Genomic DNA, 26151 nt, shown 5'->3' with positions numbered 1-26151 from the left:
AAATAGCTCTGAGAATAATTCATAATGTTACAATTTTGTTATTCAAAGATAAGACTACGACATCGTTTATTAAATATGCAATTCCATATTGATCTATATATATAACCAAATATTCAAAAACCTGTAGTGTACACTACAGGTTTTTGAATATTTGGTTATAATAAATATACTAGATATATCCTAATAGAATATATATTCAGATATGAGAACACATCACTCTCATCATCAAATATGTAGTACTATATGTTGTCTTACAGCTAACTAATGTTCTTTCTTATGAATCCCACCAGTGAACTATACAAATCATTATTATTGGCTTATGACCATTTTAATGAAGCTCTTTTTGAAAATAGCCTACCTCAAGTTATTTTTACAATGCAGCGTAAAAAAGGTGTTATGGGATATTTTGCAGCTGAACGCTGGGGAAATCTTGATGGTGATAAATGTAATGAAATTGCAATAAACCCTTCTTACTTTGCTAACTCAAGACTTATTGAGGTCATGCAAACTCTCGTTCATGAAATGGTTCATTGTTGGCAACATTGTTTTGGTACACCTGGTCGTGATTACTATCATAACCGTGAGTGGGCAGAGAAAATGATGCAGGTTGGGTTAATGCCCTCGTCAACAGGAGAGGTTGGTGGTCAAATTACTGGTCAGGTTATGGGGGATTACATAATAGAAGGCGGTAAATTTATTGTTTCATGTAAAATATTACAAAGTGATCAATCATTCCAATTGAACTGGATTGATAGAATGTCATTGCCAAGGCTTTTTGATCCAGTTATTGGAAGCTCTGCATTAGTTATAGGTGAGCAAAGTACAAAGGAAGAATCATCTGTAGTTAAGGGATTTTCCTTACCAAATACTAGCACCTCTACAGACTCAAATGTTCAAACAGTAAAATCTATATCCCCCGAAACTCCTTATTTAAATCAGTTACCAAATGACTTTTTGATACATGAAGCAGCAAAACGTCAGACTCGGTTTAGGTTTATATGTTCAGGTTGCGGAACTAAAGTATATGGGAAAGAAAAGCTCAATATAAGTTGTAATGATTGTGATCTGAAGTTTCATCGGGATTAGTAGTAGGAAGAGTGGCTTATAAAATGCGTTTAAAATGTCATTGGCAACGTATTTCTACTCCTTAGTTCTAGTAGCTCAGACTTGATCTGACAGTTACCCGTTTTTTACCGGTGTCTGTCAGTTTAGATTTGAGCTAAATTCTTTTCAGCCCAGATCGTTTTCCCATCAAGCATTGTTTCCTTTGGTGTGCGTCCACAGCACATTTTTCCCTGATGAGTTCGATCATTGTTATAATATTCCATCCATTCGTCCAGATCTTTTTGTAAATCCTCCATGGTTGAGTATAGTTTTTTCCTGAATGTGATCTGGTAAAACTCATTCAGAATAGTCTTATGAAAGCGTTCGCAGATACCATTTGTTTGAGTGTCATCGCTTTAGTTTTCGGCCACTGATAGATGTGGTTGTTCAGGGTGTTTTTGTCGGTGCTAGAGTTCTAGGCACTCCCGTTCCAGCCACTCATTCAATGCTTCTAGGGACTTAAACTTCGGTGCGGTATGCCATAACTGATATCGAGCATCGCGCACCTTCTTCTCGACTTGGCCTTTTTCCCAACCCGCTGCGGGATTACAGAACTCCGCTTCAAACAGGAAGTGGCTGACCATGCTTTGGAAGCGACGATTGACGTCCCGCTGCTTTCCACGCCTTACCTTATCCACCGCCGTTTTCATGTTGTCGTAGATGCCTCGTTCAGGCACGCCGCCAAATACGCGAAAGGCATGATTGTGTGCGTCAAACAGCATCTCGTGCTTTTGCTTGTAGTACGCTCGAAGGAAGAACGCGCGACTATGGCTTAGCTTGAAGTAAGCCACTTGCAAACACCTCTTCCTACCATTGATCGTGGCAAAGTCTTCGCCCCAGTCAAACTGAAAGGCTTCTCCGGGTGCAAACGTTAGCGGGACGTATACATGCTTGGCAGCTGTTTGTTTCGCTTCATGCTGGCCTTGTCGCCATTGCCGTGAGAACGCGGCAACACGATCATATGAGCCGGTATAGCCGACCTTCACTAAGTCCTGATAAAGCTGCTTAACGGATTTACGTTGCTTGCGATGTTTTTTGGTTTCGCGATGAAGCCAGCTGGTTAAGGTCTTCTCATAGTCATCCAATTTACTTGGTGACTTGCGGGCAGGATATCTGGGATCAATCTCTTTGTTGTTGATGTACTTACGAACGGTATTTCGAGATAGGCCCGTTCGTCGAGCTATTTCTCTAATCGGCATTCCTTCACGGAAATGCCAGCGTCGAATCACACTTAGTAGAGCCACGTCTATCACTCCTTTTCTCCTGCTTTTATTGAAGCAGGAGAAAAGGAGTGATAGAGGTGGGTCAATATTCGATGCAAATATGGGGGGTTAATGGGTCAGTTTTGGGTGCAAATCAACAGTTCTCACTCCGCCTCAAGTGATTAATTGATTAGTGCACTCAAGTACAATCATGACTGCTCAGGTTAGAAAGAATGCCACATTGTTTGACCGTTCTCTGGTCAGAGCAGCTATTGCGTAACGACTTGAGTTGCTTTCGAAGGCTTTGCAAGTCGCTGATACGCTGCTCCACTTCGATTACATGACTATCAATCATTCTATTAATATCATCACAGCGTTCATCAGGTGAGTCACTTAGCTGCAACAGCTGTCGAATCTCAATAATAGAAAGGTCAAGGCTACGACAATGCTTGATAAACATGAGTCTTTCGACCGTGCTCTTATCATAAAGGCGAAAGTTACCTTCACTCCGTGCCGAAGCACAGATAAGCCCTTCTTTATCATAGTGGCGAATGGATTGGACTGTACAGTTAGTTTGTTTCGCAAGCTCTCCAATTTTCAAATTTATTCTCACCCACTTGACTCTATTGTTAGTATAGAGTTTAAACTGATGAAAATTTTGGTACAAGGATAAATTATGACTGATAAATGTTGCGGCGGCTGCCAAAGCCAAAATCCCCCTGATGAAGAAAGTTACACACCTGATTTGACTGAATTGAGTCAGGATATTAGCCACATCAGTGAATTTACGGTACCAAAGATGGACTGCCCTGCTGAAGAGAACATGATCCGAATTGCGCTTGAACCTATTCAGCCAACAGTCATCCTAGACTTTGATACACCCAATCGCTATCTGAAAGTTTATCATTCTGATAATTTACAAGAAGTGGAGTCACGTCTAGCATCCCTTGGTTTGGGTGCCCGCTTGAATAGCACGCGACTTACTAAGGAAGACGAGCTGAGTAGAGCCTCGATATCAGCTATCGAGGCAGACGCCTCAGAGTCGCGAGTACTCAAACAATTACTAGCCATTAACGCCGTGATGTTCTTGATTGAGATAGTCGTTGGTTGGTGGGCTCAGTCTACTGGGTTGATCGCTGACTCTCTAGACATGTTCGCGGATGCCGCTGTTTATGGCGTAGCGTTGTACGCAGTGGGTCATAGTATCCGAATGAAAGTTCGAGCAGCTCATTTCGCGGGTTGGTTGCAGTTGATTCTAGCATTCGGGGCATTGTTCGAAGTCGGTAGACGCTTCTTGTACGCTAGCGAGCCTGTCTCAACGTTGATGATTGGTTTTGGTGTGGTTGCATTGGTTGCCAATACCGCTTGTTTATTGCTGATTGCAAAGAAGAAAGACAGTGGTGCACATATGAAAGCAAGCTGGATCTTTTCAGCCAATGATGTCATTGCGAATCTAGGGGTTATCTTGGCAGGTGCATTGGTGGCATTTACCGGGTCAAGATACCCCGATTTAGTCATTGGTTTGCTAATAGGATTGGTTGTTTTAAATGGTGCCCGCAAAATTTTAAAGCTGAAACATAACTAGCGCGGTGGATAATGTAACAGTGACAAGGCAAGGAGCAGTAATGCTTAAACATGTGTTCTTAACAGATAAACCAATCCAAAAAGTGAGTGTATTTTTAATCGCTGCGTTTATGGTTTTATCAATTGATCAACTCAGTAAGTTTATTATTGAAATAGAGATCGTGTATGGAAGCGGTATAGAGATCACTAGCTTTTTTAATGTGGTGCATTTAAAGAACGAAGGCGCTGCATTTAGCTTTTTGTCTGAGGCAGGAGGGTGGCAACGGTACTTTTTTGTGTCCATTGCTTTCGTTGTTTCTTGTTGGCTGATCTGGAGCTTAATGCAGAAACCGCATCGCAAGGAAGCGATAGGCTACGCTCTTATACTCGGCGGCGCACTCGCCAATATGACAGATCGAATAGTTCGTGGAGCCGTTGTTGATTTTCTTGACATACATTGGCAAGGAATGCATTGGCCAGCATTCAACTTTGCTGACATGTCAATTGTTATCGGTGTTTGCTTCATGCTGTGGAGCGGAATACAAAGAGACTCAACTCAAAAATCACGGTAACGCAGACTTATCCAAAGCCAGGGGTTCTTACTATGAAAATACTATTTCAATTCTTCGTCATGCTCCTCGTCACGCCACTGGTGTTTGCTGATGACTTACTTTCAAGAGATATTACAGTTTACAAAAATCCTGAATGTGGATGTTGTGTCAAATGGGTCGATTATTTGAAGGGATATGACTACAACGTCAATGTCATTAATACGCGTGATGTACTGTCAATTAAAGCAAAGCATAAGATACCGGAACAACTTGCAGCATGTCATACCGCGATGATTGATGGCTACATTATAGAAGGCCATGTTACTGAGCGGGATATCCGCAGACTGCTATTGTTCCGACCCGAGGTAAAAGGTATCGCAGTGCCAGGAATGCCGATTGGAACACCTGGTATGGAAAGAGGTGATACGATTGAATCCTATAATGTGATGAGTTTCGATGAAGAAGGAAATATTGAAGTATTTGTTGAACACTGAATCTCGAAGCATTCTATAAGAAAAAATTGTCGAACTAAAAATCCGAATTCACAATCGCAACTATGACTTACAGGATGAAACGATAGCATGAATAGCTCTATTCACATGCGGTTAGTGTTATCTATTATTCTTATAACTCTAAACAGCGTAACACACGCATCGATATTCGCTAACAGCAACGCTTTCGCAGTGGAGCAAGCTGAGCTATTACCAGTAGATGAGGCTTATGTCATGAGCTCATCTATTGATGGTGACAATCTGCTGATTCAGTGGAAAATTACTGACGGTTATTATTTGTACAAGGAGAGATTTAAATTCTCCTACGACGAAGGTGTGTTTGGTAATCCTATATTTGAAGATAAGGGCGTGGCTAAAACAGACCCTATTTTTGGTGACGTGACTGTATTTTATAACCAGGCAAGCATTCGATTACCCCTTCTAGATAAGGGCGTAACAGAAAGTCTAGTGAGAGTTACTTACCAAGGCTGTGCAGAAGCTGGACTTTGTTACCCTCCTCAAACTAAAGATGCTTTTTTTCTAAAAAATTCGGCGCTGGATGACCATCGAATTTCCTCTTTAACTGATGGCAGTGATTCAATAGGTTTCGTGGCTAGTCTTCTCTTCGCTTTCCTTGGCGGGCTTATTCTAAACTTAATGCCACTTCACTTTATAACGATTCCTGCAACAGCTTAAGTTGAGCTTGTAATACAGATTTTTCCTGACATACAATTTGATACTCATCGGTCTGTAGCATGAACCTGTCTTGAATTTTTTCAGCATCCAGTTTCGCCATATTCAGAGCCTCGTTTAATAGTGATAGCTCGCTGCTTAATGCCGCTAATTGGTTAGATTGTGTGATACTTAATTTATTCAGTTTGCTGCCCTCACTCTGAAGCAGTTGATTCTCATTTTTACTTTGCTCCAATTGTGCGGATATCTCTGTAATTTGTGTTTCTTGTTTTGCGTATTCACACTGAAGTGTCTGCAGGGTTTTGTCCGTCTCTGCTTTTACACTTAAGAGCTCTTTGTATTCGTTACGGGTATCTTTATATCGCTCATCCGCAGCGGCTAGTTGGCGTGATTGTTCGGTAATTTGTGTATTCAACTGGGTTTTGATTGCATGGCTTTCAGCGCGTTCCCGTGTACGCTCTTCTGCCATTTTTAATTGATAGTGTTCTTGCTGCTCATGCATCAATTTAATCTGATGTATGCCTTCATTTTTTGAGGTGGTTAGTTCAGAAATTAGCTGGGCGTCTGATTTGACCTTAGATTCTAGCTTTACTGCATTTAAGTCAGCCTCATTCAGTGCTTTGAGTAGTTTTTTGTTTTCCGCTGCGAGGGCGTCCCGTTGTTCTGTTGTGTCATTGAGCGCTTGCTTCAGAGACGCTATTTGGTTTTCTAGTGCTTTTACTTCCTCGTCTCGTTCAGCGCTTAGGTCAGCTATCCGTTGTTCGGTCTGTTGTACTTTATCATCGGCCTGTAGCTGTAATCGTTGGTGTAATTCGCGAACTACATTAAGAATATCAAGGGGGAGGTCGTTGGATTCTCTTACTTCTGTGTGCTGTAGTTTCCAGTTTTTCAGGTGAGGCCCTATGGTGCTTTTACTGCCGGTTCCCAAATGACTTAAAACACGATCGACCGTTGGGTTTTTGCCCGCGTTTTTGATCGTTTCTGCTGCGTTTGCGATATCAGTATAGGTTACGCCACCACGTGCCATTTTGAGCTCCAGTGATTTAAAGTAATGTATTACGTAATATGTAATGTAACATAATAATTATGCATTAAGTATGATAATGATGACTCAATACTAACCCACGATAAAGCTATTTATCGTGGGTTGTACTTGCTATTCATTAATAGCTAAACTGTATCGACATTACAAAGGTACAATACGAGCGACTAAGCGCGATGAAAGAAATAGATAGCAACCCAGTATCATTAGCAAGTAAAAATGATTTGTTACTTGGTGAGGCTTCGTCGTTGCCAGCGCTGGAAGCAAAACATCAGCAGTACCTGCAGGCGGCAACGTCAGACAATACTCGTAAAACCTACCGCTCAGCCATTCGCCACTTTGAACGGTGGGGCGGGAGGCTCCCCACAGACAATGAAACCTTAATCCGCTATTTGGTTGATCATGCTGAAAGTTTAAATACACGAACATTAGAGGTGAGATTAACAGCGCTCAGCCAATGGCATCGGTTTCAAGGGTTTAATGATCCAGCCCAAGATCCAACAGTAAGAAAAACACTAAAGGGCATTGGCAGAACTCACGGTAAGCCCAAAAAGAAAGCACAAGCGCTACGCTTGCAAGACATGGTCACCATGCTTACCCACTTGAACCAACAAGCTCCATCATTAAAAAGAACACGCGACAAGGCGCTTTTGCTCATTGCTTACTTCGGCGGCTTTCGTCGCAGTGAATTAGTAATGATTGAAGCAGGGCACCTTAGCTGGGAGCCTGAAGGGCTCATTATTGAACTGCCAAAATCCAAAACGGATCAAGAAGGAAAGGGCATGCTAAGGGCTATTCCTTATGGAAGTAAAACTGTCTGTCCGGTCACTTCACTAAAGGAGTGGCTTGCTGATTCTGATATTTCAGAAGGCCCCGTATTTAGACCTGTAAATCGCTGGGGGCAGTTGCAACCGAAAGCGATGAGTCCTGGCTCCATTAATGACTTGTTAAAAACGATAGGCAAAGCATGCAACTTTGACTTCGTACCGGACTTAAGTAGCCATAGCTTACGAAGGGGGTTGGCCACTACTTCTGCACGTGAAAATGTGGATTTTGAGACGATCAAAAAACAAGGTGGCTGGAAAAGTGATGCAACGGTTTGGGGGTATATTGATGAAGGACGGTTATTTACTGACAACGTGACGCATACGCTAATAGACCGAATATCCGAACTTATTGGGCGCCAGAAGTAATTAACAATACGGATATTTTGCTTTTCGAGTTGTTAAGTGGCTGTTGAAAATTCACTGTTTCTTTCTGTGTAACACAACCACGTAACAAGCAATCTATGAATTTGGTACGCCCATCAAATATGACTAAAATGTAAAATTTTAAAATATTCGTGTGAAATCTGACAAGCCCACTGCTAAATTAACCAATGTAGGACATATTTGTAACATGGCTGAAACTTAACTGTAAGCAAACGCGTAAGGATCTACATGTCAACTAAACGCCCTCTGGAAGTGGGTTGCCCTCATTGCGGTATCTGGTTTCCTCTGCCTATCTTATTTAGCGAAAAAATGTTGCTTAGCATTGACGGCTTTCCCGTGAGTTGCCTTCAATGCGACAAGCTTCTAATTTGTCAGCGGGACCAAGTTAGGTGGGCCACCCATAAGACTGGCTGCGATAGAGAACCTTAACTTTTGATAGTTCGATTTGATGTGAGCTTGAATGACGAGATAGGGTTAATTAATTTGAGTTAGAAGTTTCCGATAAAAAGAGCGTCTCCATTTATAAGTTCGGGTCATCCCCTCTATTATTTAACCGTGTTTGGTAAATTTAAATTGAGTCCCAGTCATTGCCCTGTACTTCATTGTTAAAGGCTGCCAAATATAATTAAAAAAGTCTAAGTGCTTACCGTCTATATTCAAAAATTATATAAAACCCTTGACCTTGGTGCTGGACACAAGTTTATACTCAGCCTAAACTAAGATTTCAAATACTTTTAGATAGTTGTTTGTCAAGTATGTCTATCATCACATCACAGAAATTAGGTCGGCGCTTCGGTGTACCGCTAATCGTATTTTGGGTCTTTTTCCAAAGTATGCTTTTCTGTGCTGCACTACTAAGTAGTGTTATGTTGCCTGTAGCATCATTAGGTAATGGTGTTACCAGTGACTCCTTGATGCAGGGAATGTCAGTTGGAAAATCTGCTCATATAAATGGACATAATGAAGCACCCCAACTCCCTCATACCCATGCTATGGACCATAGTGGGGCTAACATATCTCAAGATACCTGCTGTGATAAACAAGACAATTATCTTACCAGCACTACATACAGTTTCTTCGTACCACTGCTATTATCTTTTGTCCTTTTCTTAGTTGTATGCCTGTCACGTTCTAAATCTAAGTGGTTCAATTATTTAAGAGAACCACCTCCGCGTTTCAATTATCCCCGTAGCCACCTAGTTAACTGTACCTTTCTAGATTAGTCGCTCATCTCTCTCGGGGCTTGTGTCGTGTAAAACGTTAAGCCTGAATGGAGTGATCTTAAGCTCGTTACTGAACTAAAAACTAGCTATTGTTTACAGGGTACGTTTTTCGTACAAGTAATATGTATCAGCACCAATTATTGTGCCGCTACTGTTTTGCTGTTAACAATGCCGAGTAATCGTTTTTAGAATCAGTTAACCACATTCAGCCCTAAACCTCTTAACATCGATTTAGCCTCAAATAGACTGTTTTAAACGCCCTCATACGATGGCGGAAATACTGTTTAATTGAGATGAATACCATGAAAGGCAAATTACACTCTTCGCATTTTTCTGTGTCGGTTGGAAAAGCCGTTGCGACGATTACATTCGCTGTACACTCAGCGCTCTCGTCGGCGGCAATAACCATTGAGCAAGCGCAATTGATGGCAGTTTCAAATGATTCTGGAATTGCTCAGTTTCAAGATAAGTCAAAAGCAGCAAGTTATGAAGCTGTCGCCATGGGTCAATTACCGGATCCCATTTTAATCGTTGGTGCTCAAAATATACCTACGGATACCTTTCAATTTGACCAGGAACCGATGAGTCAGATAAAGGTCGGCATAAAACAAATGTTTCCGCAGGGAGACACCTTATCTCTGAGAGAAAATAAACTTAATACTCAAGCTTCCTCGCTAGAAGATAAAGCACAGGCACGTTATTTGACGATTTCAAGACAAGTAAGAAATATCTGGCTTGAAATATTCTATTGGGAGCAGGCTTCACAGATCCTTAACCAAGATCAGGCGCTATTTCAACAATTATTAGAAGTGACACGTTCGCTATACAGCGTAGGAAATGTAAAACAACAAGATGTGTTGCGTGCCGAATTGGAGTTGAGCCGCTTGCATGAAAGGGTGATTAAAGCCAATCGTCGAAGCGAAACACAGCGTGCATTGCTTTCACGGTGGGTAGGCGGTGTCGCGATTGATGAACCATGGTCACAATCACTGCCTATTTTACGCACGCCAAAACTAGACTCGGTAAACATTCTTGATTTTGCAAAGGCTAAACGGGAAGGGGGTAAATTTAGCCCACAACAAGCCCAGCAAGAAATAGCCAAGTTTTTGCAAACGCATCCGACCCTTATCGATCTTGAAAAGCAAGTTAATGTCGCTGATCACGAAATAAGGATTTCAGAACAACGTTATAAGCCTACATGGGGTGTAGAACTTAATTATGGCTATCGAGACGGTGAAAATAATGACGGCTCAGATCGTTCCGATTTTGTCAGCGCCATGGTTAACGTTTCTTTGCCTTTGTTTGCAAATACACGGCAGGATAAATCCGTACAAAGCGCAGTGCATAGGAAGGAAGCTCAAAAAAATATTCATCAAGACATGCTTCGTAAAATGGTGGGTGAGGTTCAAACAATTTTGCGTCGGTTACAGCAAACAGAAGAACAACTGGCATTATTCGATGAAGAAATCCTCACCAAGGCCAGTCTACACGCAGAAGCATCGTTAAACGCATATCAAGCAGACGCGGCCGATTTCTCAGAAGTTATGAGAGCTTTTATTAGTGAGCAAGGCGATAGGCTTGACTATGCTCGACTACAGACAACCCGTCTACAACTAATATCAGCGCTTCGTTTCTACTTTCCGACTTCGTTAGCTGACTTGTCACAATTGCATCATTCAGATTCTTATTTAATCCAGTCCAACTTAATGTCCTCACAAGGAGAATCCCGATAATGAAACAGATAGGGGTAATCATTCTATTAATTGCTGCTTTTGTTGGCGGTATAGTGATCCAGCCAGCGGTGTTAGATACAGGTTTTCTGACTGTTATAACAGGAAACAAACCTGCAGGAAGGGCAGGGTCAGGGGAGAAAAAACCTTTGTATTGGGTTGCGCCGATGGACAAGAACTATCGTCGAGATAAACCAGGTCAATCACCTATGGGGATGGATTTGGTCCCGGTTTATGAAGAAGACTCTCAGGGTGCTGAAGAAGGGAGTGTAAGTATTTCTCCGGCAGTCGAAAATAACCTGGGAGTAAGAACCTCCACAGTACAAAGAGGGCCTTTCGATCTACCCATTAATACTGTTGGTTATGTCGGTTTTGATGAAGATCAACTGACACATGTTCATAGCAGAGTTGACGGTTGGATTGAGGTTTTGAATGTTACTAGTGCTGGGGATCTCGTTAAGAAAGGGGACACGCTTTACGAGTTGTATTCACCTTCATTAGTTAATGCCCAAGAAGAGTTTTTAGCCGCCCAAAGAAGTGGCAACCGAATGCTGGCAAAAGCGTCTCGTTCCAGGCTTTTATCACTAGGCCTCACTCCACCCCAAATTAACCGGTTGGAAAAGCGCCGTAAGGTCGAGCAGCGTATTCGGGTATCAGCGGAACGAAGTGGCTTTGTTAAGCAATTGAATGTACGCGAAGGCATGTTCATTAAACCATCCACTGAAGTCATGTCGATAGGAACTCTCGATACAGTCTGGGTAATTGCAGAAGTATTTGAGCGCCAAGCAAACTGGGTTAAATCTGGGCAGAAAGTAGAAATGACTAACGAGGCCATACCTGGCAAGACGTGGGATGGCACGGTTGATTATCTTTACCCAGTGCTTGATAGCAAAACCCGTACGTTACAAGTTCGTATTCGTGTCGAGAACCCAGATCATGTGCTTAAGCCCAACATGTTTGCAAACCTAAGCTTAATGGCTCCGGTAGGTGATGACACCCTCAGTATTCCTAAAGAAGCACTGATTCGAGGTGGACGCTACAACCGGGTGGTACTGGCTCAGGGAGATGGAAAATTTAAATCAGTGTTGGTAGAAGCAGGTATTGAGGCTGGTAAGCGAGTTCAGATTATTAAAGGGCTGAATGAGGGGGATAACGTCGTAACATCTGCACAATTCTTGATTGACTCGGAATCTAATATTGACGCCGAAATTGCTCGGATGGAAGAGCGTCAATCTACTGATGGTGACGAAGCGAGTATGGCTTCGGATACAGTTACCGCAACAGGAAAAGTGAACGAAGTGATGACTGATATGGCCATGTTATCAATCACTCACGACCCTATTGATACTTGGGGGTGGCCGACCATGAAAATGGACTTTCCCGTCGCTGAAGGCATAAGTCTTGACGGCTTATCAAGTGGGCAGAGTATCACGTTTGATCTACAAAAGCAGGGTGAATGGGATTACATGATCAGCAGAATTGAGGGATCACAAACTACAAAAAGCGATAGCGGTTCAGCAGATAGTAAATCCAAAACTGTTGTAGCGACTGGCACAATTAAAGAGCTCATGACAGAAATGGCGATGATCACGGTAGTACATGATCCTATTGAAGAGTGGCAATGGCCCATGATGAGTATGTCTTTCACATTGGCAGAACCAGATAAGATTCCAGAAATCAGCAATGGTGACAGAATCAAGTTTCAATTACACGAGATGGATGATGGGGATTACCAGGTATCCGGAATTAAACGATTAACTCCTAAGCACGCGACTGGCAACAAAACTCAATAGCAGCAACATCAAACTAGATGATCAATACAGTAATAAATGAGGATTTATCAATGGAAAAGTTTAACACCACCAAAAAATCTAAATTGGCCGCAGCAGCAATTATCGCCGGCGTCTTTTTTGCACCTGGATTGGTTTCCGCAGGAGCCGGTCACGGGCATGAAGGAGGTGGGCATATGGAGAGCAGTAAGCAGGGCGAGCATATGAACAAAGAACAGAAAATGACTCATGTAATGGGCAACGGAAGAATCAACAAGGTAATGGCAAAAGGCCATATGGTTAATATATCACATGAACCTATTAGCGAACTGAACTGGCCTAAGATGCGTATGAACTTTAAAACCAGCGACAAGGTGAACCTTGGAGAATTAAAGCCGGGGCAAAAAGTTCAATTCAAGCTACAGGTGGACCAGGACAATAATTATTTGATCAACGAAATACACATCGTCAAATAATGAGAATGGTGCCTGCCCCAGTATTTATGGGCAGGCATAAGCGCAATATTCAGTTGTTGCATTAGTTTGGAGTTAATGATGATTGCTGCAGTTATTAGATGGTCGATAGCCAATCGCTTTTTTGTGATTCTAGCGACGTTTATATTTTTGGGAGCTGGTCTTTTCGCAGTGCGAAATACGCCTGTTGATGCACTCCCAGACCTATCAGATGTTCAGGTCATAATTAAAACAAATTACCCAGGGCAGTCGCCACAGGTTGTAGAGGATCAGGTAACCTATCCGCTCACAACCGCGATGTTGTCAGTACCAGGTGCATTGACCGTAAGAGGGTATTCATTTTTCGGAGACTCTTTTGTATATGTCATATTTGAAGATGGCACCGACCTTTATTGGGCAAGATCCCGTGTTTTGGAGTATTTGAATCAAGTTGCTGGTGATTTACCAGATGCAGCCAAGCCTCAACTTGGCCCTGATGCAACAGGTGTTGGTTGGGTCTATACCTATGCATTGGTCGACAAATCAGGAAATAATGATCTGTCCCAGCTTCGTAGTATTCAGGATTGGTTTTTAAAATACGAGCTACAAACGGTGCCTGGCGTATCTGAAGTGGCAACAGTGGGGGGGATGGTTCGCCAATACCAAGTTGTTGTTGATCCTAATAAGTTACGCGCATACAGCATTCCACTTTCACATATAAAAATGGCAATAAAGAGAGCAAATCAGGAGTCTGGAGCGTCCGTCATTGAAATGGCGGAAGCAGAATATATGGTTCGTGTTTCGGGTTACCTACAAAAGATAGAAGATATAGAACAAGTTCCTTTAGGACTTAATAAAAATGGAACGCCTCTTTTGTTGCGCGATGTTGCAGACATAAAGATGGGTCCTCAAATGCGCAGAGGTGTTGCAGAGCTTAACGGAGAGGGTGAGGTCGTTGGTGGAATTGTTGTTATGCGTTTTGGTGAAAATGCACAAACAACCATCGAAGGTGTAAAAACCAAGTTAGAAGAACTAAAAAAAGGTCTACCAGAAGGTGTTGAAATAATTCCTACTTATGATCGCTCTGGACTAATAGGAAGCGCTATCGAAAACCTCTACGAAAAGCTGTTAGAGGAATTTATTGTAGTTACCTTAATCTGTGCCCTATTTCTATTTCATCTACGTTCGTCTCTGGTCATTATTATCAGCTTGCCTATCGGCATTCTTGCCGCATTCATTGTGATGTATAACCAAGGTTTGAACGCGAATATCATGTCGTTAGGAGGGATTGCGATTGCCATAGGTGCTATGGTTGATGGTGCCATAGTGATGATAGAAAACGTCCACAAACATATGGAAAAGACTGAGCTTACTGATGAAAACCGCTGGAGCGTTATCAGTCAGGCGGCTTGTGAAGTCGGGCCTCCATTGTTTTTCTCTCTTCTCATCATAACAATGAGCTTTTTACCTGTATTCACTCTTGAGGCTCAGGAAGGTAAGTTATTTGCGCCCTTAGCATTCACAAAAACATACGCAATGGCTGCCTCAGCAATATTGGCTATTACCCTAGTGCCAGTTTTAATGGGCTATTTTATTCGAGGTAAAGTGACTCCAGAGCACAAAAACCCCTTTAACCGTATGATGATCGCCGTTTATCGTCCTGTTCTTACTGGCGTACTAAAGTTTCCTAAAACTGTGCTTACGCTATCGTTGATTATTTTAGTCATTGGTTTATGGCCAGCAACCAAAATAGGCAGTGAATTTATGCCACCTTTGGACGAGGGTGACCTGATGTACATGCCAACGACTTATGCAGGGGTATCCATCGGTAAGGCAAGGGAGATTTTGCAACAGACGGATAAACTCATCAAAACTGTCCCTGAAGTAAAATCTGTATTCGGTAAGGTAGGTCGGGCAGATAGTGCTACTGACCCAGCACCACTCATTATGATTGAGACATTCATTCAGTTGAAGCCCAAAAGCGAGTGGCGGGAAGGTATGACGTCAGAGGGTATACGGAAAGAGATGGATTCATTAATCAATTTCCCAGGCCTCACTAACGCATGGGTGATGCCCATTAAAACACGTATAGACATGTTATCGACGGGTATCAAAACGCCAGTAGGTATCAAAGTTGCGGGACCCAGCCTAGCGGAGATTGAAAAGATCGGTAAGCGCCTTGAAGAGGTGTTACCAGAGGTTCAAGGAACCGCATCCGTTTATTCAGAGCGTGTTGCAGGTGGGCGTTATGTGAAAGTCGATATTGATCGCGAAGCTGCAGCACGCTTTGGACTTAACATAGCTGATATTCAAGATGTCATACGCACTGCGATAGGGGGTATGAATATCGCTGAAACGGTAGAAGGGTTGGAACGCTATCCCGTGAACCTGCGTTACCCTCAGAATTATCGTGACTCCTTAGAGCAGCTAAAACTGCTCCCCGTAGTTACTGCTTCAAACGAACGTATCGCACTAGCAGATGTAGCGGAGGTTTATGTAACTGACGGCCCGCCAGCAATTAAGAGCGAGAATGCTCGACTGAATGGTTGGACATTAGTCGATATCGAGGGACGTGACCTTGGTTCTTACGTTAACGAGGCGCAGCGCGTAGTTGCTGAGAAGGTAGAGATACCAGCAGGCTACTCTATTTCTTGGTCAGGCCAGTACGAGTACATGGTTCGCGCCCAAGAGCGGCTATCGGTGGTGGTACCGCTGACGCTAGCCATCATCATGATCCTGCTCTACATAAACTTTAGAAACTTTAATGAAGTTCTATTGATTATGGGAACCTTACCATTCGCTCTGATAGGTGGTTTGTGGTTGATGTACCTGTCTGGTTACAACATGTCTATTGCGGTTGCGGTAGGTTTTATAGCGCTGGCTGGAGTCACAGTGGAGATAGGTGTGCTGATGTTGGTTTATCTGAATCAAGCGTTAGAAAAGGTCAGATCTGATGTCACTAAAGAGGGGAGAGACATGACTCGAGAAGATGTCCGTCAAGCTGTTTTGCAAGGGGCCGGATTACGCGTTCGCCCAATCATGATGACCGTGTTTGCCATCGTGATTGGATTGGTTCCTATCATGATTGGGAGTGGCACGGGATCTGAGGTAATGCAACGAATTGCAGGCCCTATGATTGGAGGCATGCTCAGCACAGTACTGCTAACGTTATTGGTAATCCCCGCTATATATTTCGTATGGAAGCAGCCAAGAGTAAAAGAAAGCAAGATAAACGGAGGTAAATAATGAGTTATTTGCGGGTTATGGTGCTTATACCGATAGATAAAGAAACGGTGCTTGAAGAGGCGTTAAAAAAGGTTGAGATGTCGTGTATGCATTTTCTTAAAGTACGTGGTTATGGCTGCAATCCAAATTTTTACGCTAGGGATTGGTCAATCGAAATAGCGAAATTCGAACTAATTATTAAAGAGGATCATCTGAATATTGTTAAAGAAGCGATTAAAAGTGTTTGTCAAACTGGGGCAGAGGATGATGGCATGATCGCCATTACAGACTTAGCTGAAATGAAATCTATTAAAGATTTATAAAACCCTATAAATACGAAGTTTAGGAGAAATTATATGAATAAGATGCTATTAGCTGCTGCTGTCGGTGCGGTATTGATAACCGCAGGTTGTGCAAGCGATAAACATGATCATGACTCAGCTGGAGGATCCAGCTCAGAAGGCCATCATTCTATGATGGAAGGTCACCACGAAGAGATGATGGAGGGGCATGATAAGGGAAAAATGATGGAGGGGCATGAGGGCATGGAAGGCATGGGACATGCCCACGGCTCTGAAGGTTCACTAGCCGGTGAACCTGGAAAAGAGGTTGATGTCACCAGGGTTATTAAAGTCGCTGCTGACGATACTATGCGTTTCTCACATGAGCCTTTCAATATAAAAGATGGAGAAACCATCAAATTTGTAGTTACAAATAATGGGGTGATTCCCCATGAATTCGCGATTGGTACTAAAGACGAACACACCGAGCATGGCCAAATGATGATGAACAATCCGAACATGCATCATGGACCTGGCGGTAACGCTATCACAATCAAACCGGGTGAATCAAAGGTGCTTATTTGGAAGTTTGAGAGTGCCTGGCAAGTTGAAGCAGCTTGTAATATCCCTGGGCACTACCAAGCAGGAATGCACAGCCCTGTGACAATAAAGGAATAATAGATAAGTAAAGGCCATCACTTGGTTAATTCCAAGCCAGTGATGGCTTCAGTAGGAGATAGTTATGAAAGTGAATGAGCTAGCGACTAAGGTCGGAGTAACCCCAGATACAGTTCGTTTCTACACCAGAGTCGGGTTATTGAACCCATCTAAGAATCTAGATAACGGCTATAAAAACTATGGACTTGCCGACCAGAAACGCCTTGTGTTTATAGTTAAGTCAAGACATTTAGGATTTTCTGTAAGCGAAATTCAAGAAGTGATCGGAATGTCCAATCAGGGAGACTCACCTTGTTGTAGAGTCAGATCTATCGTAAAAGATCGCCTCAACGAAGCGCTTCGTACCATTGACGAACTACAGCAACTAGCCGAGCGAATGCAAAAGGCGGCAGATACCTGGAAGGACCTTCCTGACGGTCAGCCGACGGGTGATTCTGTGTGTAGCCTAATCGAGATGTGGGACGATATTGAGTTGGATCATCTCTCATTGAAAAAATTCACAGAAACAACTAGTTAGACACGAATTGACCATTAAAAACATTGACTCGGGTCTTGGACACAGGTGTAACCTTGTTCAGTAAAGTTCATCTACTACGGGAGATTTCAGATGGATCACGAACAGAGAGTTGAGCTGATCATCGAAGGGGCTGGATGTGCCAGTTGTGTTGGCAAAATTGAAGGGGCGTTGAAAGGTGTTTCGGGGGTTGTTGGTGCCGAGATGAACTTTGCCGAACGTACTGTCTCTGTAGACGGTTCGGTACCCATTGATGATTTGATTAAAGCAGTTGAAAGCGTCGGTTATAACGCAAAAGGTACGGAGGGCGTTTCTGAAGACGATTTAATGGATGAAAAAGAAGCGACTGACCTTGCCTATTACAAGCGACTGATGCGAGAAGTGACGATTGCTCTGACGCTGGGTATACCGTTGATGGCTTACAGTCTTATTGTGGGCGAGATGACCGTCACGACCACAACAGAACGTATAGTCTGGTTGATCATCGGCTTGCTCACGGCAGGAGTCATGTATTTCTCAGGTAAGCACTTCTATGTCGGCGCTTGGAAATCATTTTTGAACCATAGCGCTAACATGGATACCCTGATTGCACTGGGGACAGGGACTGCGTGGATTTATTCCATGGTTGTCGTTTTCTTCCCAACAGTGGTGCCAGATATGGCGCGGCACGTCTATTTTGAAGCAACTGCCATGATAATTGGCCTTATTGATCTGGGGCTGGCTCTAGAACTTAAGGCAAGAGGGCGAACATCACAGGCTATCAAACGATTAATTGGTCTCCAAGCAAAGACCGCTAGAGTGATACGTGATGACAAAGAGATCGATATCCCAATAGAGAAGGTGCTGTTAAACGACCATGTGCGTGTTCGTCCGGGTGAAAAAATTCCTGTTGATGGCATTGTTGTTGAAGGGCACACAGCGATAGACGAATCAATGCTGACTGGTGAGCCCATGCCAGTAGAGAAAAAAGAGTCCGATGAAGTGGTTGCCGGTACGCTGAACAAAACCGGTTCGGTTGTATTTAAAGCAACGCGTGTAGGTAAAGATACCGCACTTGCACAAATTATCAATATGGTTAAACGGGCACAAAACTCCAAGCCTCCCATTAGCAGACTAGCCGATATCATTTCGGCCTATTTCGTACCGGTAGTCATGATTATTGCCGTGGTTAGTGCTTTGGTGTGGCTAAATTTTGGACCTGAACCAGCGGTTGCATTTGCGATTGTGTCGGCGACGACGGTTCTCATTATTGCTTGCCCTTGTGCTTTAGGGCTCGCTACACCGATGTCTGTTATGGTTGGCGTGGGGAAAGCCGCCGAAGCAGGAGTATTGATACGTAATGGTGAAGCACTACAAACAGCATCCAAAATTACCGCCATGATTCTCGACAAAACTGGCACGATAACTTTGGGGGCGCCTAAGGTAACAAACATCCATCTAGTTAATGCAAAAGATGAAGATGGCGTGCTTCATCTAGCCGCAAGCCTCGAGGCCGGATCTGAACATCCTTTGGCCATGTCTATTGTTGAGTCTGCCCAAGATCGAGGCTTGTCTCCGTCTGGCGTTGAGAAATTTAAGGCTATCGCCGGGCATGGGGTGGAAGGCGTCGTTGAAGGAAAAGAGCTGCTGTTTGGTAATGAAAAGCTGATGCGTGATCGCCGTATTAACGTTAACGGTGCAATCGATGCTGCTCAGCAAATGGCCGCTGAGGCACAAACACCTATGTATTTTGCCGTTGGAGGACAGCTGGCTGCCATTATCGCAGTGTCTGACCCCATCAAAGAAGATTCCATCGAGGCAATCAGACGTCTTCAGAAAAACGGCATCAGGGTTGTCATGCTGACGGGTGACAATAGAGCAACAGCCAAAGCAGTAGCCAATAAAGTGGGAATCACTGAATTTTTCGCAGAAGTATTACCGGAAGAAAAATCGAATAAAGTTGCCGAATTGCAAATGCAAGGTGAGATCGTTGGCATGACGGGAGATGGGATCAATGACGCGCCCGCTTTAGCATTAGCTAATGTCGGTTTTGCGATTGGCACCGGAACTGACGTAGCGATCGAGAGTGCAGATATAACGCTTATGCGCGGTTCACTTCACGGCTTGGCAGATGCCATAGCAGTGAGCAAAGCAACCTTACGTAATATTAAACAGAACTTGTTTGGCGCGTTCATTTATAACGTAGCGGGCGTTCCGTTTGCGGCGGGTGTACTGTATCCCTTTTTCGGTCTTTTACTGAGTCCGGTTATTGCCGGGGCCGCTATGGCCTTTTCTTCTGTCACCGTTGTGACTAACGCTAACCGGCTTCGTTTATTCAAAGCGCAGGAGCACTGATTATGTTGATAATAAATATCTTAGGGATTCTGCTTATTGCGGGTATCGTTTGGTGGTTTTGGCTTTATAAACCTGCTGATGTTAGCGAAAATTCAAGTGATCTTCTTGTGACTGTCAAAAATGGTGTCTACCAACCGGCTCGCCTGAAAATTCCGGCAGGCGAGGCAGCCTCGATAAAGTTTCTGCGGGAAGAAGCGTCACCTTGTGCTGGCACCGTCGTCTTTTCCGACCTAGATATTAGCGAAGAATTGCCTCTTAACAAACAAAAGACTATTAACCTACCAGCGTTAACGCCGGGTACGTATAGTTTTACTTGCCAGATGCAAATGTACCGCGGTGAATTAATCGTTAGTGACAAACCGTAATAAGGAGGATCAACCAATGTCTTCAAAACCATCGTTTTGGTTTACCCCAAAGGGTATTGCCGCACTAGGCCTCATTGCTGCGACGAGCTATTTCCTTTTAATGGAACATCGTCAGCACCTGTTCGCCATCTTACCTTTTTTGATAATACTGCTTTGCCCATTAATGCATATATTCATGCATGGAGGGCATGGAGGGCATGGAGGGCATGGAGGGCATGGAGGGGAGGAACAGACTCATGCAAAAGATAGTGTTGATATGGACGATTATCTGCGCGGTTATGAAGACGCGCTGAAAGACAAAAAAGAGCAACGAACAGATAAGGGTGACAACAATGCACGGTGAAAGTGGTTATGGGCTGTGGATGTTAGTGGTACTAAACTCAGCCATTTTTATCTTTTTTGCGTTTAGCTTTGTAAAGCCGAAAACAAAAATGGACTGGCGAAGCCTTGGGGTATTTTCAGCCTTTGTGGTGGCATTATTTACAGAGATGTATGGCTTTCCGCTCACCATTTATTTTTTGTCTGGATGGTTAACGGAAAAATACCCCGGTGTTGATTTTCTAAACCATGAGAATGGTCATTTACTACACACTATTTTTGGCTTTGAGGGGAATGCTCATTTTGACCCGCTTCATATTTTGAGTAATGTTGTAATCGTACTTGGGTTCTTTTTGTTATCCAGTGCGTGGAACGTACTTCATCACGCGCAGCAGTCATTTACTCTAGCCAAAACCGGGTGGTATGCGCGGTGTCGGCACCCCCAGTATCTCGCATTCATCATGATCATGTTTGGCTTTCTGTTGCAGTGGCCCACTATACCCACAGTAGTGATGTTTCCAATTTTGGTAGTGGTTTATATCAGACTGGCCTTACGGGAAGAGCGGATGGCACTCCAAGAGTTTGGAGATGAATACCGCGAATACGCGAAAAATACACCACGGTTTATTCCAAAGCGCTTTAACGTAAACTCCAAAAAAGGAGTCTATGATGCGTAGCACTATTCGTAAATCCAAGTCGCTGGCTACGTTTGTCGTCGTTACAAGCGTATTAATAACTGCTTGTTCTGACCAGGCACCTTCTTCTACTTCTGCGCCTGATGAAATAACTGGTAGATGGTACTCAGAGCAACAGGTGTTATTGGGAAACCAGATCTATGACGCAAACTGCATTGATTGCCACAACCCCAAAGCCCGCGGCATTTTTAGGTGGAATCAACCCTTGGAGGACGGTAGCTACCCACCGCCACCACTTAATGGGTCGGCCCATGCCTGGCATCACCCCATATCTGTTTTGTTGAAAACAATTAATGATGGAGGCATTCAAATGGGAGGGAAAATGCCGCCCTTTAGAGAGGTATTGAAAGACGATGAAAAAATTGCGGTGATCGCCTATTTCCAGAGTTTCTGGAACGATGAAATATATAGCCGTTGGCTGCAAAGGAACCAATCGAAATAGAAAATCAATATTTTTGAAATGTAACAAGCCTTGGAGGTATTTGCTATGAGCAAAAAAGAGCACAAAGCCAGTGTAGACACAACTTATCTCGTAAAGCGTCACCTGAAACTGGATGGCGAAGGTGATATTCCTTGGGATCAAATTGAAAAAGAGATAGATCAATTAATGGGAATTGATGAAATTCATTTGGTTAAAGAAAAACATACAATCAGCGTGGCATACGATGCTTCGTACAAGAGCCTGGAAGATATTGAGAAAATTCTCGATACCCATTTTATTCATACAGCGGAAGACTGGTGGACCCGAACCAAAAAAAGCTGGTATGAGTACACTGACAACAACATTAAGGACAACGTTAAACACAAAGCATGGTCATGCCATTCGAGTGGGTCATCAGATAAAACGAAAAAATAGTGGTAACAGATTAAATAAGAACGCTTTAAAAGGACAAACACCATGTTTCCAGTTAACGAGGAAGATTTACATCGGTTACAACAACGGGCCGCGCTTTATAGAAACAGTAATGCGGTATTTGCTCGTTGGGCTAAGGGTTATGGAGTTATTTGCCACAGCGATATAACCCAGGTTCGGGTGTTTGACCTTTGCCAACAGTTAATTTGCTCTGGGCGTTATGAGCGACTAGAGGATGTGTTGGCAGTGTTTGAAGCAGCCGACCGAATTACCAGCGCGGCGATGTGGCTTGTGGTACATATGACCTATGCCAACAGCGTTTACCTTGATGGCCGCCCACTTTCAAATGTTGATTTCAAAGAAAACCCACAAGGCCATACCGGTGGCTCGTTGAATATGGTCCCTGCTTATGTTGGTTATCTCGCGGCTAACAATCTGGAAGGGTTTACCCGAAGTTGGTTAATGGGGCAGGGGCATTGTGTTGCGGCCATTGACAGTACCAATGTTCTCCTTAGCAATCTGTACGCTGAGCAAAAACAAAGATACAGTTTTAATGATAGCGGCTTATCAACATTAGTATCCGATTTTTATAGCTATAAGGTTGCTAGTGATGGTTCTTCGGGTGTTCCGCTTGGAAGCCATGTGAATGCGAATACTGCAGGTGGTGTGATTGAAGGCGGCTATTTAGGGTTTGCAGAATTACAGTATGTCCACATGCCGTTACCTGGAGAGCGTCTGGTAGCCTTTCTCAGTGATGGTGCATTTGAAGAGCAACGTGGAAGCGATTGGGCTAGCCGTTGGTGGCGAGCAGAAGACAGTGGCTTAGTTACACCAATAATGATTGCTAATGGTCGGCGCATCGACCAGCGCTCAAGCATGTATCAGCAAGGAGGGGACGAGTGGTTCTATCAACACTTGCAACTCAACGGTTTTCATCCGATCACTATTGATGGACGTGATCCGGCGGCATTCATCTGGGGGGTTTTTGAAGCGGAAGCCAGGCTTCGAGCTTGTAGCGAACAGGTTTCCCAAGGCCATATGCAATATCCAATAAAAATACCGTATTTGATTGCTGAAACAGATAAAGGTTACGGTTTTTACGGAGCAGCCACCAATGCAGCTCATGGAGCGCCACTACCCGGAAATCCAAAATACGATATAGACTCTCGTGCGTTGTTTAATGAACATGCGGGTAACCTGTTTGTAAAGACTGAAGAAATTGAGGCTTCCGTAAACACATTTAATAATCACGAGAGCCCCTTTCGGATTAAAGAAAAAGATCACCCTTTAAGCCATCGAGAGGTGGTGATTAAAGAGCCGAATAATCATACCTCCTATGCGGAGGGAAGTATGGTTTCTCCGATGGCAGCCCTTGATGAGTATTTCTGTAATCTAGTCGATGCGAACCCTAATCTCCGCGTCAGAGTGGGTAACCCTGACGAATTGCGTAGTAATCGCATGGGCGCGACATTGGATAAGCTGAAACATCGCGTTACGCTACCTGAAGAGGGGGTTGCTGAGTCAGTTAATGGTGCCGTTATTACTGCGCTTAACGAGGAGGTGGTTATCAGTGCTGCCTCCGGGAATAAGGGTGGACTCAATCTGGTCGTCACCTATGAAGCATTTGCAATGAAAATGCTGGGTGCATTAAGGCAGGAAATTATATTTTCGCGCCATCAGAAAGAGCACCAACGGGCACCAGGTTGGTTATCCGTACCTGTACTATTGACCTCACATGCATGGGAAAATGGTAAAAATGAACAATCTCATCAAGACCCGTCTTTAAGTGAGACTCTATGGGGGGAGATGAGCGATACTGCCCGAGTGCTATTTCCTGCCGACGCTAACTCAGCCGTTGCAACATTACGTTCCGTATATCAAACGCAAGGAAATATTGCTGCACTGGTAACGCCCAAGACTGAAATGCAGAGCCAATTTACTCCAGAAGACTCTCAGCAGCTGGTTGAGCGGGGTGGTAGCATTGTTAAAGACCACCCAAAAGCTGAGGTGATATTGACCGCTATAGGTGCTTTCCAGTTGCAGGAAGTACTTAAGGCTGCTGCTCGGCTTGACGATTGCGGGCTTTACAGTCGTGTCGTCTATATTTTAGAACCCACTCGCTTTCGTGATCCTCGAGACGTTATTGAAAACACGTTTTGTCAAACTGAAGATGTTTGCACAACCTTGTTTCCTATCCATATGAAAGTAAGGGTTTTCGTTACACACACGCGCCCTCAAGCATTGAAAGGACTCCTCAGTCAGGTACTGATGAAGGAGTCATCTGTTAGCTCTCGGTTCTTAGGTTATCTGAATCGAGGAGGCACATTTGATACGGCAGGTATGCTATTTATAAACCAATGCAGTTGGGCCCATATCGTAAAAAACGCGGTTGAATTATCTGAGTTGTCGCTTCCCGATTATCTCTCTTCTCACGAAATTGACGCTATCGAGTTTAAAAGTAACCCAAGAAAAGTGATGACCTTCATTAGGGAAAGAGAAGCATGAATATTCAATTTCTAGGAGCCGCGGGAACCGTCACTGGCTCCCGTTACCTTGTCCGTCATAATGGAACAACGCTATTAATTGATTGCGGTCTATTTCAGGGGGTAAAAGCACTGAGAAACCGAAACTGGACCCGCTTTCCATTTCCACCTGTAGAGATTGATGCTGTCGTTCTTACTCATGCTCATCTTGATCATATTGGTTATCTACCTAGATTGGTAAATGAAGGATTTAAAGGATCGATTTACTGTACAGAAGCGACTAAAGCCCTGGCAGAAATTCTTCTCAAGGATTCAGCGCATATTCAAGAAGAAGACGCACGGCGTGCCAACAAATATGGCTATTCCAAACATACTCCTGCGGAACCTTTATATACGATCAATGATGCAAAAAAAACAATTGCCCAATTTAAAACTGTGAGCTTCAGTCAGCCACTCACTATTAACGAGGGTGCGATAACTTTCTATCCTGCAGGACATATTCTTGGTTCTGCATTTATTAAGTTGCAGCTAGGCGAATGCTCCGTTGTGTTCAGCGGTGATGTTGGCAGGCCTAATGACTTAACTATGAAGCCGCCACACCAGTTAGTGCCATCAGATTATCTTGTTGTTGAATCCACCTATGGTGATCGATTACATGCAAGCAACGACCCGGTCTCTGAGTTACAAACGGTCATTCTCCAAACCGCTAAAAAGGGAGGAACCCTAATGGTACCTGCTTTTTCTGTTGGTCGTGTCCAGGGTTTGTCATACGCAATAAGTGAGCTGAAGGAAAAAGGCCTGATTCCCGATATTCCGGTTTACCTTGATAGTCCGATGGGAATTGATGTGACCAAGTTATATTGTGATTTCAACTCTGAACATAGATTGAGTAAGGAGCAGTGCCATCGTATGTGCAAGGGGATAACATTTGTAAAAACGCCCCAGGAGTCTGAGAAACTTACGATGAACCCGCACCCCAAAATTATTATTGCAGGGGCCGGTATGTTAAATGGCGGGCGTATTTTACATCATTTGATTGCATTTGGAGGGAACCACCGTAACACGCTCTTAGTTACTGGGTACCAGGCAAATGGAACGCGAGGTAGAGCACTTCTGGATGGGGCCAAACAGATCAAAGCCTACGGAAAATACACCAATATAACGTGTGGAGTAAGGCAGATCTCTGGGCTCTCAGCACATGCTGATTACAACGAACTGGTCGAATGGCTACAATCCTCTGAAAATAGCCCTACCAAGGTCATTATAACCCACGGGGAACCTGCCGCTTCGGATAATCTTAGGAGAGTGCTCACCGAAACATTAAGTCTGAACGCGGTCATTCCCGAAATGGGCGAAACCATTGAACTGAGGTAA

General features: G+C 43.7%; 23 protein-coding genes and 2 pseudogenes. 21 read left to right on the top strand and 4 right to left on the bottom strand.

What is annotated here, in order from left to right; translation table 11 throughout:
* Window positions 1–276: 276 nt before the first annotated feature.
* Window positions 277–1086 (top strand): SprT-like domain-containing protein, encoded by an 810-nt coding sequence (locus NKI27_RS10605; RefSeq protein WP_265046026.1) that lies wholly within the window; start codon window positions 277–279, stop codon window positions 1084–1086.
* Between the two features lie 122 nt (window positions 1087–1208).
* Here NKI27_RS10605 and NKI27_RS10600 read toward each other — a convergent pair.
* The 3 genes and pseudogenes from NKI27_RS10600 to cadR all read right to left on the bottom strand — a co-directional run.
* Window positions 1209–1468, bottom strand: a pseudogene (locus NKI27_RS10600) (integrase core domain-containing protein); the annotation flags it as partial.
* A gap of 46 nt (window positions 1469–1514) precedes the next feature.
* Window positions 1515–2357 (bottom strand): annotated as a pseudogene (istA, locus tag NKI27_RS10595) (IS21 family transposase); the annotation flags it as partial.
* 148 nt (window positions 2358–2505) lie between these two features.
* Window positions 2506–2919 (bottom strand): Cd(II)/Pb(II)-responsive transcriptional regulator, encoded by a 414-nt coding sequence (gene cadR / locus NKI27_RS10590; protein WP_265046025.1) that lies wholly within the window; start codon window positions 2917–2919, stop codon window positions 2506–2508.
* A gap of 63 nt (window positions 2920–2982) precedes the next feature.
* On the opposite strand from cadR, the gene NKI27_RS10585 reads away from it, so the two are divergent.
* The 4 genes from NKI27_RS10585 (at window position 2983) to NKI27_RS10570 (ending at window position 5607) form a co-directional block, all read left to right on the top strand.
* On the top strand, window positions 2983–3891 hold the full coding sequence (locus tag NKI27_RS10585) for a cation transporter (RefSeq protein ID WP_265046024.1): 909 nt from the start codon (window positions 2983–2985) through the stop codon (window positions 3889–3891).
* 40 nt (window positions 3892–3931) lie between these two features.
* A complete protein-coding gene (lspA, locus tag NKI27_RS10580) occupies window positions 3932–4441 on the top strand; it encodes a signal peptidase II (protein WP_265046023.1) in 510 nt (169 codons plus the stop codon).
* A gap of 32 nt (window positions 4442–4473) precedes the next feature.
* Entirely contained in the window at window positions 4474–4914 is a 441-nt protein-coding gene (locus NKI27_RS10575; protein WP_265046022.1) for a DUF411 domain-containing protein, read from the top strand.
* Between the two features lie 87 nt (window positions 4915–5001).
* Window positions 5002–5607: a protein-disulfide reductase DsbD domain-containing protein gene (locus NKI27_RS10570; RefSeq protein ID WP_265046021.1), complete on the top strand. Its 606-nt coding sequence runs from the start codon at window positions 5002–5004 to the stop codon at window positions 5605–5607.
* Here the strand turns inward: NKI27_RS10570 and NKI27_RS10565 are convergent.
* Complete coding sequence (locus tag NKI27_RS10565) at window positions 5582–6631, bottom strand: DNA-binding protein (protein ID WP_265046020.1); 1050 nt, start codon at window positions 6629–6631, stop codon at window positions 5582–5584. The two genes, NKI27_RS10570 and NKI27_RS10565, sit on opposite strands and share 26 nt — an antisense overlap.
* Window positions 6632–6822: 191 nt before the next feature.
* Between NKI27_RS10565 and NKI27_RS10560 the strand changes: the two genes are divergently transcribed.
* The 16 genes from NKI27_RS10560 (at window position 6823) to NKI27_RS10485 (ending at window position 26151) form a co-directional block, all read left to right on the top strand.
* Entirely contained in the window at window positions 6823–7839 is a 1017-nt protein-coding gene (locus tag NKI27_RS10560) for a tyrosine-type recombinase/integrase (RefSeq protein ID WP_265046019.1), read from the top strand.
* Between the two features lie 1543 nt (window positions 7840–9382).
* Entirely contained in the window at window positions 9383–10813 is a 1431-nt protein-coding gene (locus NKI27_RS10555; protein ID WP_265046018.1) for a TolC family protein, read from the top strand.
* The gene (locus NKI27_RS10550; protein WP_265046017.1) at window positions 10813–12603 is read left to right on the top strand and encodes an efflux RND transporter periplasmic adaptor subunit; all 1791 of its coding nucleotides are present in this window, start codon (window positions 10813–10815) and stop codon (window positions 12601–12603) included. Before NKI27_RS10555 ends, NKI27_RS10550 begins: the two co-directional genes overlap by 1 nt.
* Window positions 12604–12653: 50 nt before the next feature.
* A complete protein-coding gene (locus tag NKI27_RS10545; protein ID WP_265046016.1) occupies window positions 12654–13055 on the top strand; it encodes a copper-binding protein in 402 nt (133 codons plus the stop codon).
* A 78-nt stretch (window positions 13056–13133) separates the two neighbouring features.
* Window positions 13134–16277: an efflux RND transporter permease subunit gene (locus tag NKI27_RS10540; protein ID WP_265049503.1), complete on the top strand. Its 3144-nt coding sequence runs from the start codon at window positions 13134–13136 to the stop codon at window positions 16275–16277.
* Window positions 16277–16579, top strand: coding sequence for a P-II family nitrogen regulator (locus NKI27_RS10535; RefSeq protein ID WP_265046015.1), 303 nt, complete (start codon window positions 16277–16279; stop codon window positions 16577–16579). Before NKI27_RS10540 ends, NKI27_RS10535 begins: the two co-directional genes overlap by 1 nt.
* 33 nt (window positions 16580–16612) lie before the next feature.
* Window positions 16613–17215 (top strand): cupredoxin domain-containing protein, encoded by a 603-nt coding sequence (locus NKI27_RS10530; RefSeq protein ID WP_265046014.1) that lies wholly within the window; start codon window positions 16613–16615, stop codon window positions 17213–17215.
* 64 nt (window positions 17216–17279) lie between these two features.
* Window positions 17280–17732 carry a MerR family transcriptional regulator gene (locus NKI27_RS10525; protein WP_265046013.1) on the top strand — a complete coding sequence of 151 codons (453 nt, stop codon included), beginning with the start codon at window positions 17280–17282 and terminating at the stop codon, window positions 17730–17732.
* A gap of 90 nt (window positions 17733–17822) precedes the next feature.
* Window positions 17823–20063, top strand: a complete 2241-nt coding sequence (locus tag NKI27_RS10520) for a heavy metal translocating P-type ATPase (RefSeq protein ID WP_265046012.1) — start codon at window positions 17823–17825, stop codon at window positions 20061–20063.
* Between the two features lie 2 nt (window positions 20064–20065).
* Window positions 20066–20428 (top strand): cupredoxin domain-containing protein, encoded by a 363-nt coding sequence (locus NKI27_RS10515; protein ID WP_265046011.1) that lies wholly within the window; start codon window positions 20066–20068, stop codon window positions 20426–20428.
* Window positions 20429–20444: 16 nt separating this feature from the next.
* A complete protein-coding gene (locus tag NKI27_RS10510; protein WP_265046010.1) occupies window positions 20445–20771 on the top strand; it encodes a DUF2933 domain-containing protein in 327 nt (108 codons plus the stop codon).
* Window positions 20761–21423 carry a methyltransferase family protein gene (locus NKI27_RS10505; RefSeq protein ID WP_265046009.1) on the top strand — a complete coding sequence of 221 codons (663 nt, stop codon included), beginning with the start codon at window positions 20761–20763 and terminating at the stop codon, window positions 21421–21423. The genes NKI27_RS10510 and NKI27_RS10505 overlap by 11 nt, the downstream gene beginning before the upstream one ends.
* Window positions 21413–21883: a c-type cytochrome gene (locus NKI27_RS10500; RefSeq protein ID WP_265046008.1), complete on the top strand. Its 471-nt coding sequence runs from the start codon at window positions 21413–21415 to the stop codon at window positions 21881–21883. Before NKI27_RS10505 ends, NKI27_RS10500 begins: the two co-directional genes overlap by 11 nt.
* A gap of 45 nt (window positions 21884–21928) precedes the next feature.
* Window positions 21929–22297, top strand: a complete 369-nt coding sequence (locus tag NKI27_RS10495; RefSeq protein ID WP_265046007.1) for a cation transporter — start codon at window positions 21929–21931, stop codon at window positions 22295–22297.
* Between the two features lie 42 nt (window positions 22298–22339).
* Window positions 22340–24799 carry a phosphoketolase family protein gene (locus tag NKI27_RS10490; RefSeq protein WP_265046006.1) on the top strand — a complete coding sequence of 820 codons (2460 nt, stop codon included), beginning with the start codon at window positions 22340–22342 and terminating at the stop codon, window positions 24797–24799.
* Entirely contained in the window at window positions 24796–26151 is a 1356-nt protein-coding gene (locus tag NKI27_RS10485; RefSeq protein WP_265046005.1) for an MBL fold metallo-hydrolase, read from the top strand. The genes NKI27_RS10490 and NKI27_RS10485 overlap by 4 nt, the downstream gene beginning before the upstream one ends.

This window comes from Alkalimarinus alittae (assembly GCF_026016465.1).
Lineage (GTDB): Bacteria > Pseudomonadota > Gammaproteobacteria > Pseudomonadales > Oleiphilaceae > Alkalimarinus > Alkalimarinus alittae.
Note: the sequence above shows the minus strand (reverse complement) of the source record. Positions and strands in the feature narration are given on the sequence as shown.

Coding starts and splice junctions, on each gene's coding strand:
- NKI27_RS10605 (WP_265046026.1), top strand. CDS start 277: ATGAATCCCACCAGTGAACTATACAAATCATTATTATTGGCTTATGAC.
- NKI27_RS10585 (WP_265046024.1), top strand. CDS start 2,983: ATGACTGATAAATGTTGCGGCGGCTGCCAAAGCCAAAATCCCCCTGAT.
- lspA (WP_265046023.1), top strand. CDS start 3,932: ATGCTTAAACATGTGTTCTTAACAGATAAACCAATCCAAAAAGTGAGT.
- NKI27_RS10575 (WP_265046022.1), top strand. CDS start 4,474: ATGAAAATACTATTTCAATTCTTCGTCATGCTCCTCGTCACGCCACTG.
- NKI27_RS10570 (WP_265046021.1), top strand. CDS start 5,002: ATGAATAGCTCTATTCACATGCGGTTAGTGTTATCTATTATTCTTATA.
- NKI27_RS10565 (WP_265046020.1), bottom strand. CDS start 6,631: ATGGCACGTGGTGGCGTAACCTATACTGATATCGCAAACGCAGCAGAA.
- NKI27_RS10560 (WP_265046019.1), top strand. CDS start 6,823: ATGAAAGAAATAGATAGCAACCCAGTATCATTAGCAAGTAAAAATGAT.
- NKI27_RS10555 (WP_265046018.1), top strand. CDS start 9,383: ATGAAAGGCAAATTACACTCTTCGCATTTTTCTGTGTCGGTTGGAAAA.
- NKI27_RS10550 (WP_265046017.1), top strand. CDS start 10,813: ATGAAACAGATAGGGGTAATCATTCTATTAATTGCTGCTTTTGTTGGC.
- NKI27_RS10545 (WP_265046016.1), top strand. CDS start 12,654: ATGGAAAAGTTTAACACCACCAAAAAATCTAAATTGGCCGCAGCAGCA.
- NKI27_RS10540 (WP_265049503.1), top strand. CDS start 13,134: ATGATTGCTGCAGTTATTAGATGGTCGATAGCCAATCGCTTTTTTGTG.
- NKI27_RS10535 (WP_265046015.1), top strand. CDS start 16,277: ATGAGTTATTTGCGGGTTATGGTGCTTATACCGATAGATAAAGAAACG.
- NKI27_RS10530 (WP_265046014.1), top strand. CDS start 16,613: ATGAATAAGATGCTATTAGCTGCTGCTGTCGGTGCGGTATTGATAACC.
- NKI27_RS10525 (WP_265046013.1), top strand. CDS start 17,280: ATGAAAGTGAATGAGCTAGCGACTAAGGTCGGAGTAACCCCAGATACA.
- NKI27_RS10520 (WP_265046012.1), top strand. CDS start 17,823: ATGGATCACGAACAGAGAGTTGAGCTGATCATCGAAGGGGCTGGATGT.
- NKI27_RS10515 (WP_265046011.1), top strand. CDS start 20,066: ATGTTGATAATAAATATCTTAGGGATTCTGCTTATTGCGGGTATCGTT.
- NKI27_RS10510 (WP_265046010.1), top strand. CDS start 20,445: ATGTCTTCAAAACCATCGTTTTGGTTTACCCCAAAGGGTATTGCCGCA.
- NKI27_RS10505 (WP_265046009.1), top strand. CDS start 20,761: ATGCACGGTGAAAGTGGTTATGGGCTGTGGATGTTAGTGGTACTAAAC.
- NKI27_RS10500 (WP_265046008.1), top strand. CDS start 21,413: ATGATGCGTAGCACTATTCGTAAATCCAAGTCGCTGGCTACGTTTGTC.
- NKI27_RS10495 (WP_265046007.1), top strand. CDS start 21,929: ATGAGCAAAAAAGAGCACAAAGCCAGTGTAGACACAACTTATCTCGTA.
- NKI27_RS10490 (WP_265046006.1), top strand. CDS start 22,340: ATGTTTCCAGTTAACGAGGAAGATTTACATCGGTTACAACAACGGGCC.
- NKI27_RS10485 (WP_265046005.1), top strand. CDS start 24,796: ATGAATATTCAATTTCTAGGAGCCGCGGGAACCGTCACTGGCTCCCGT.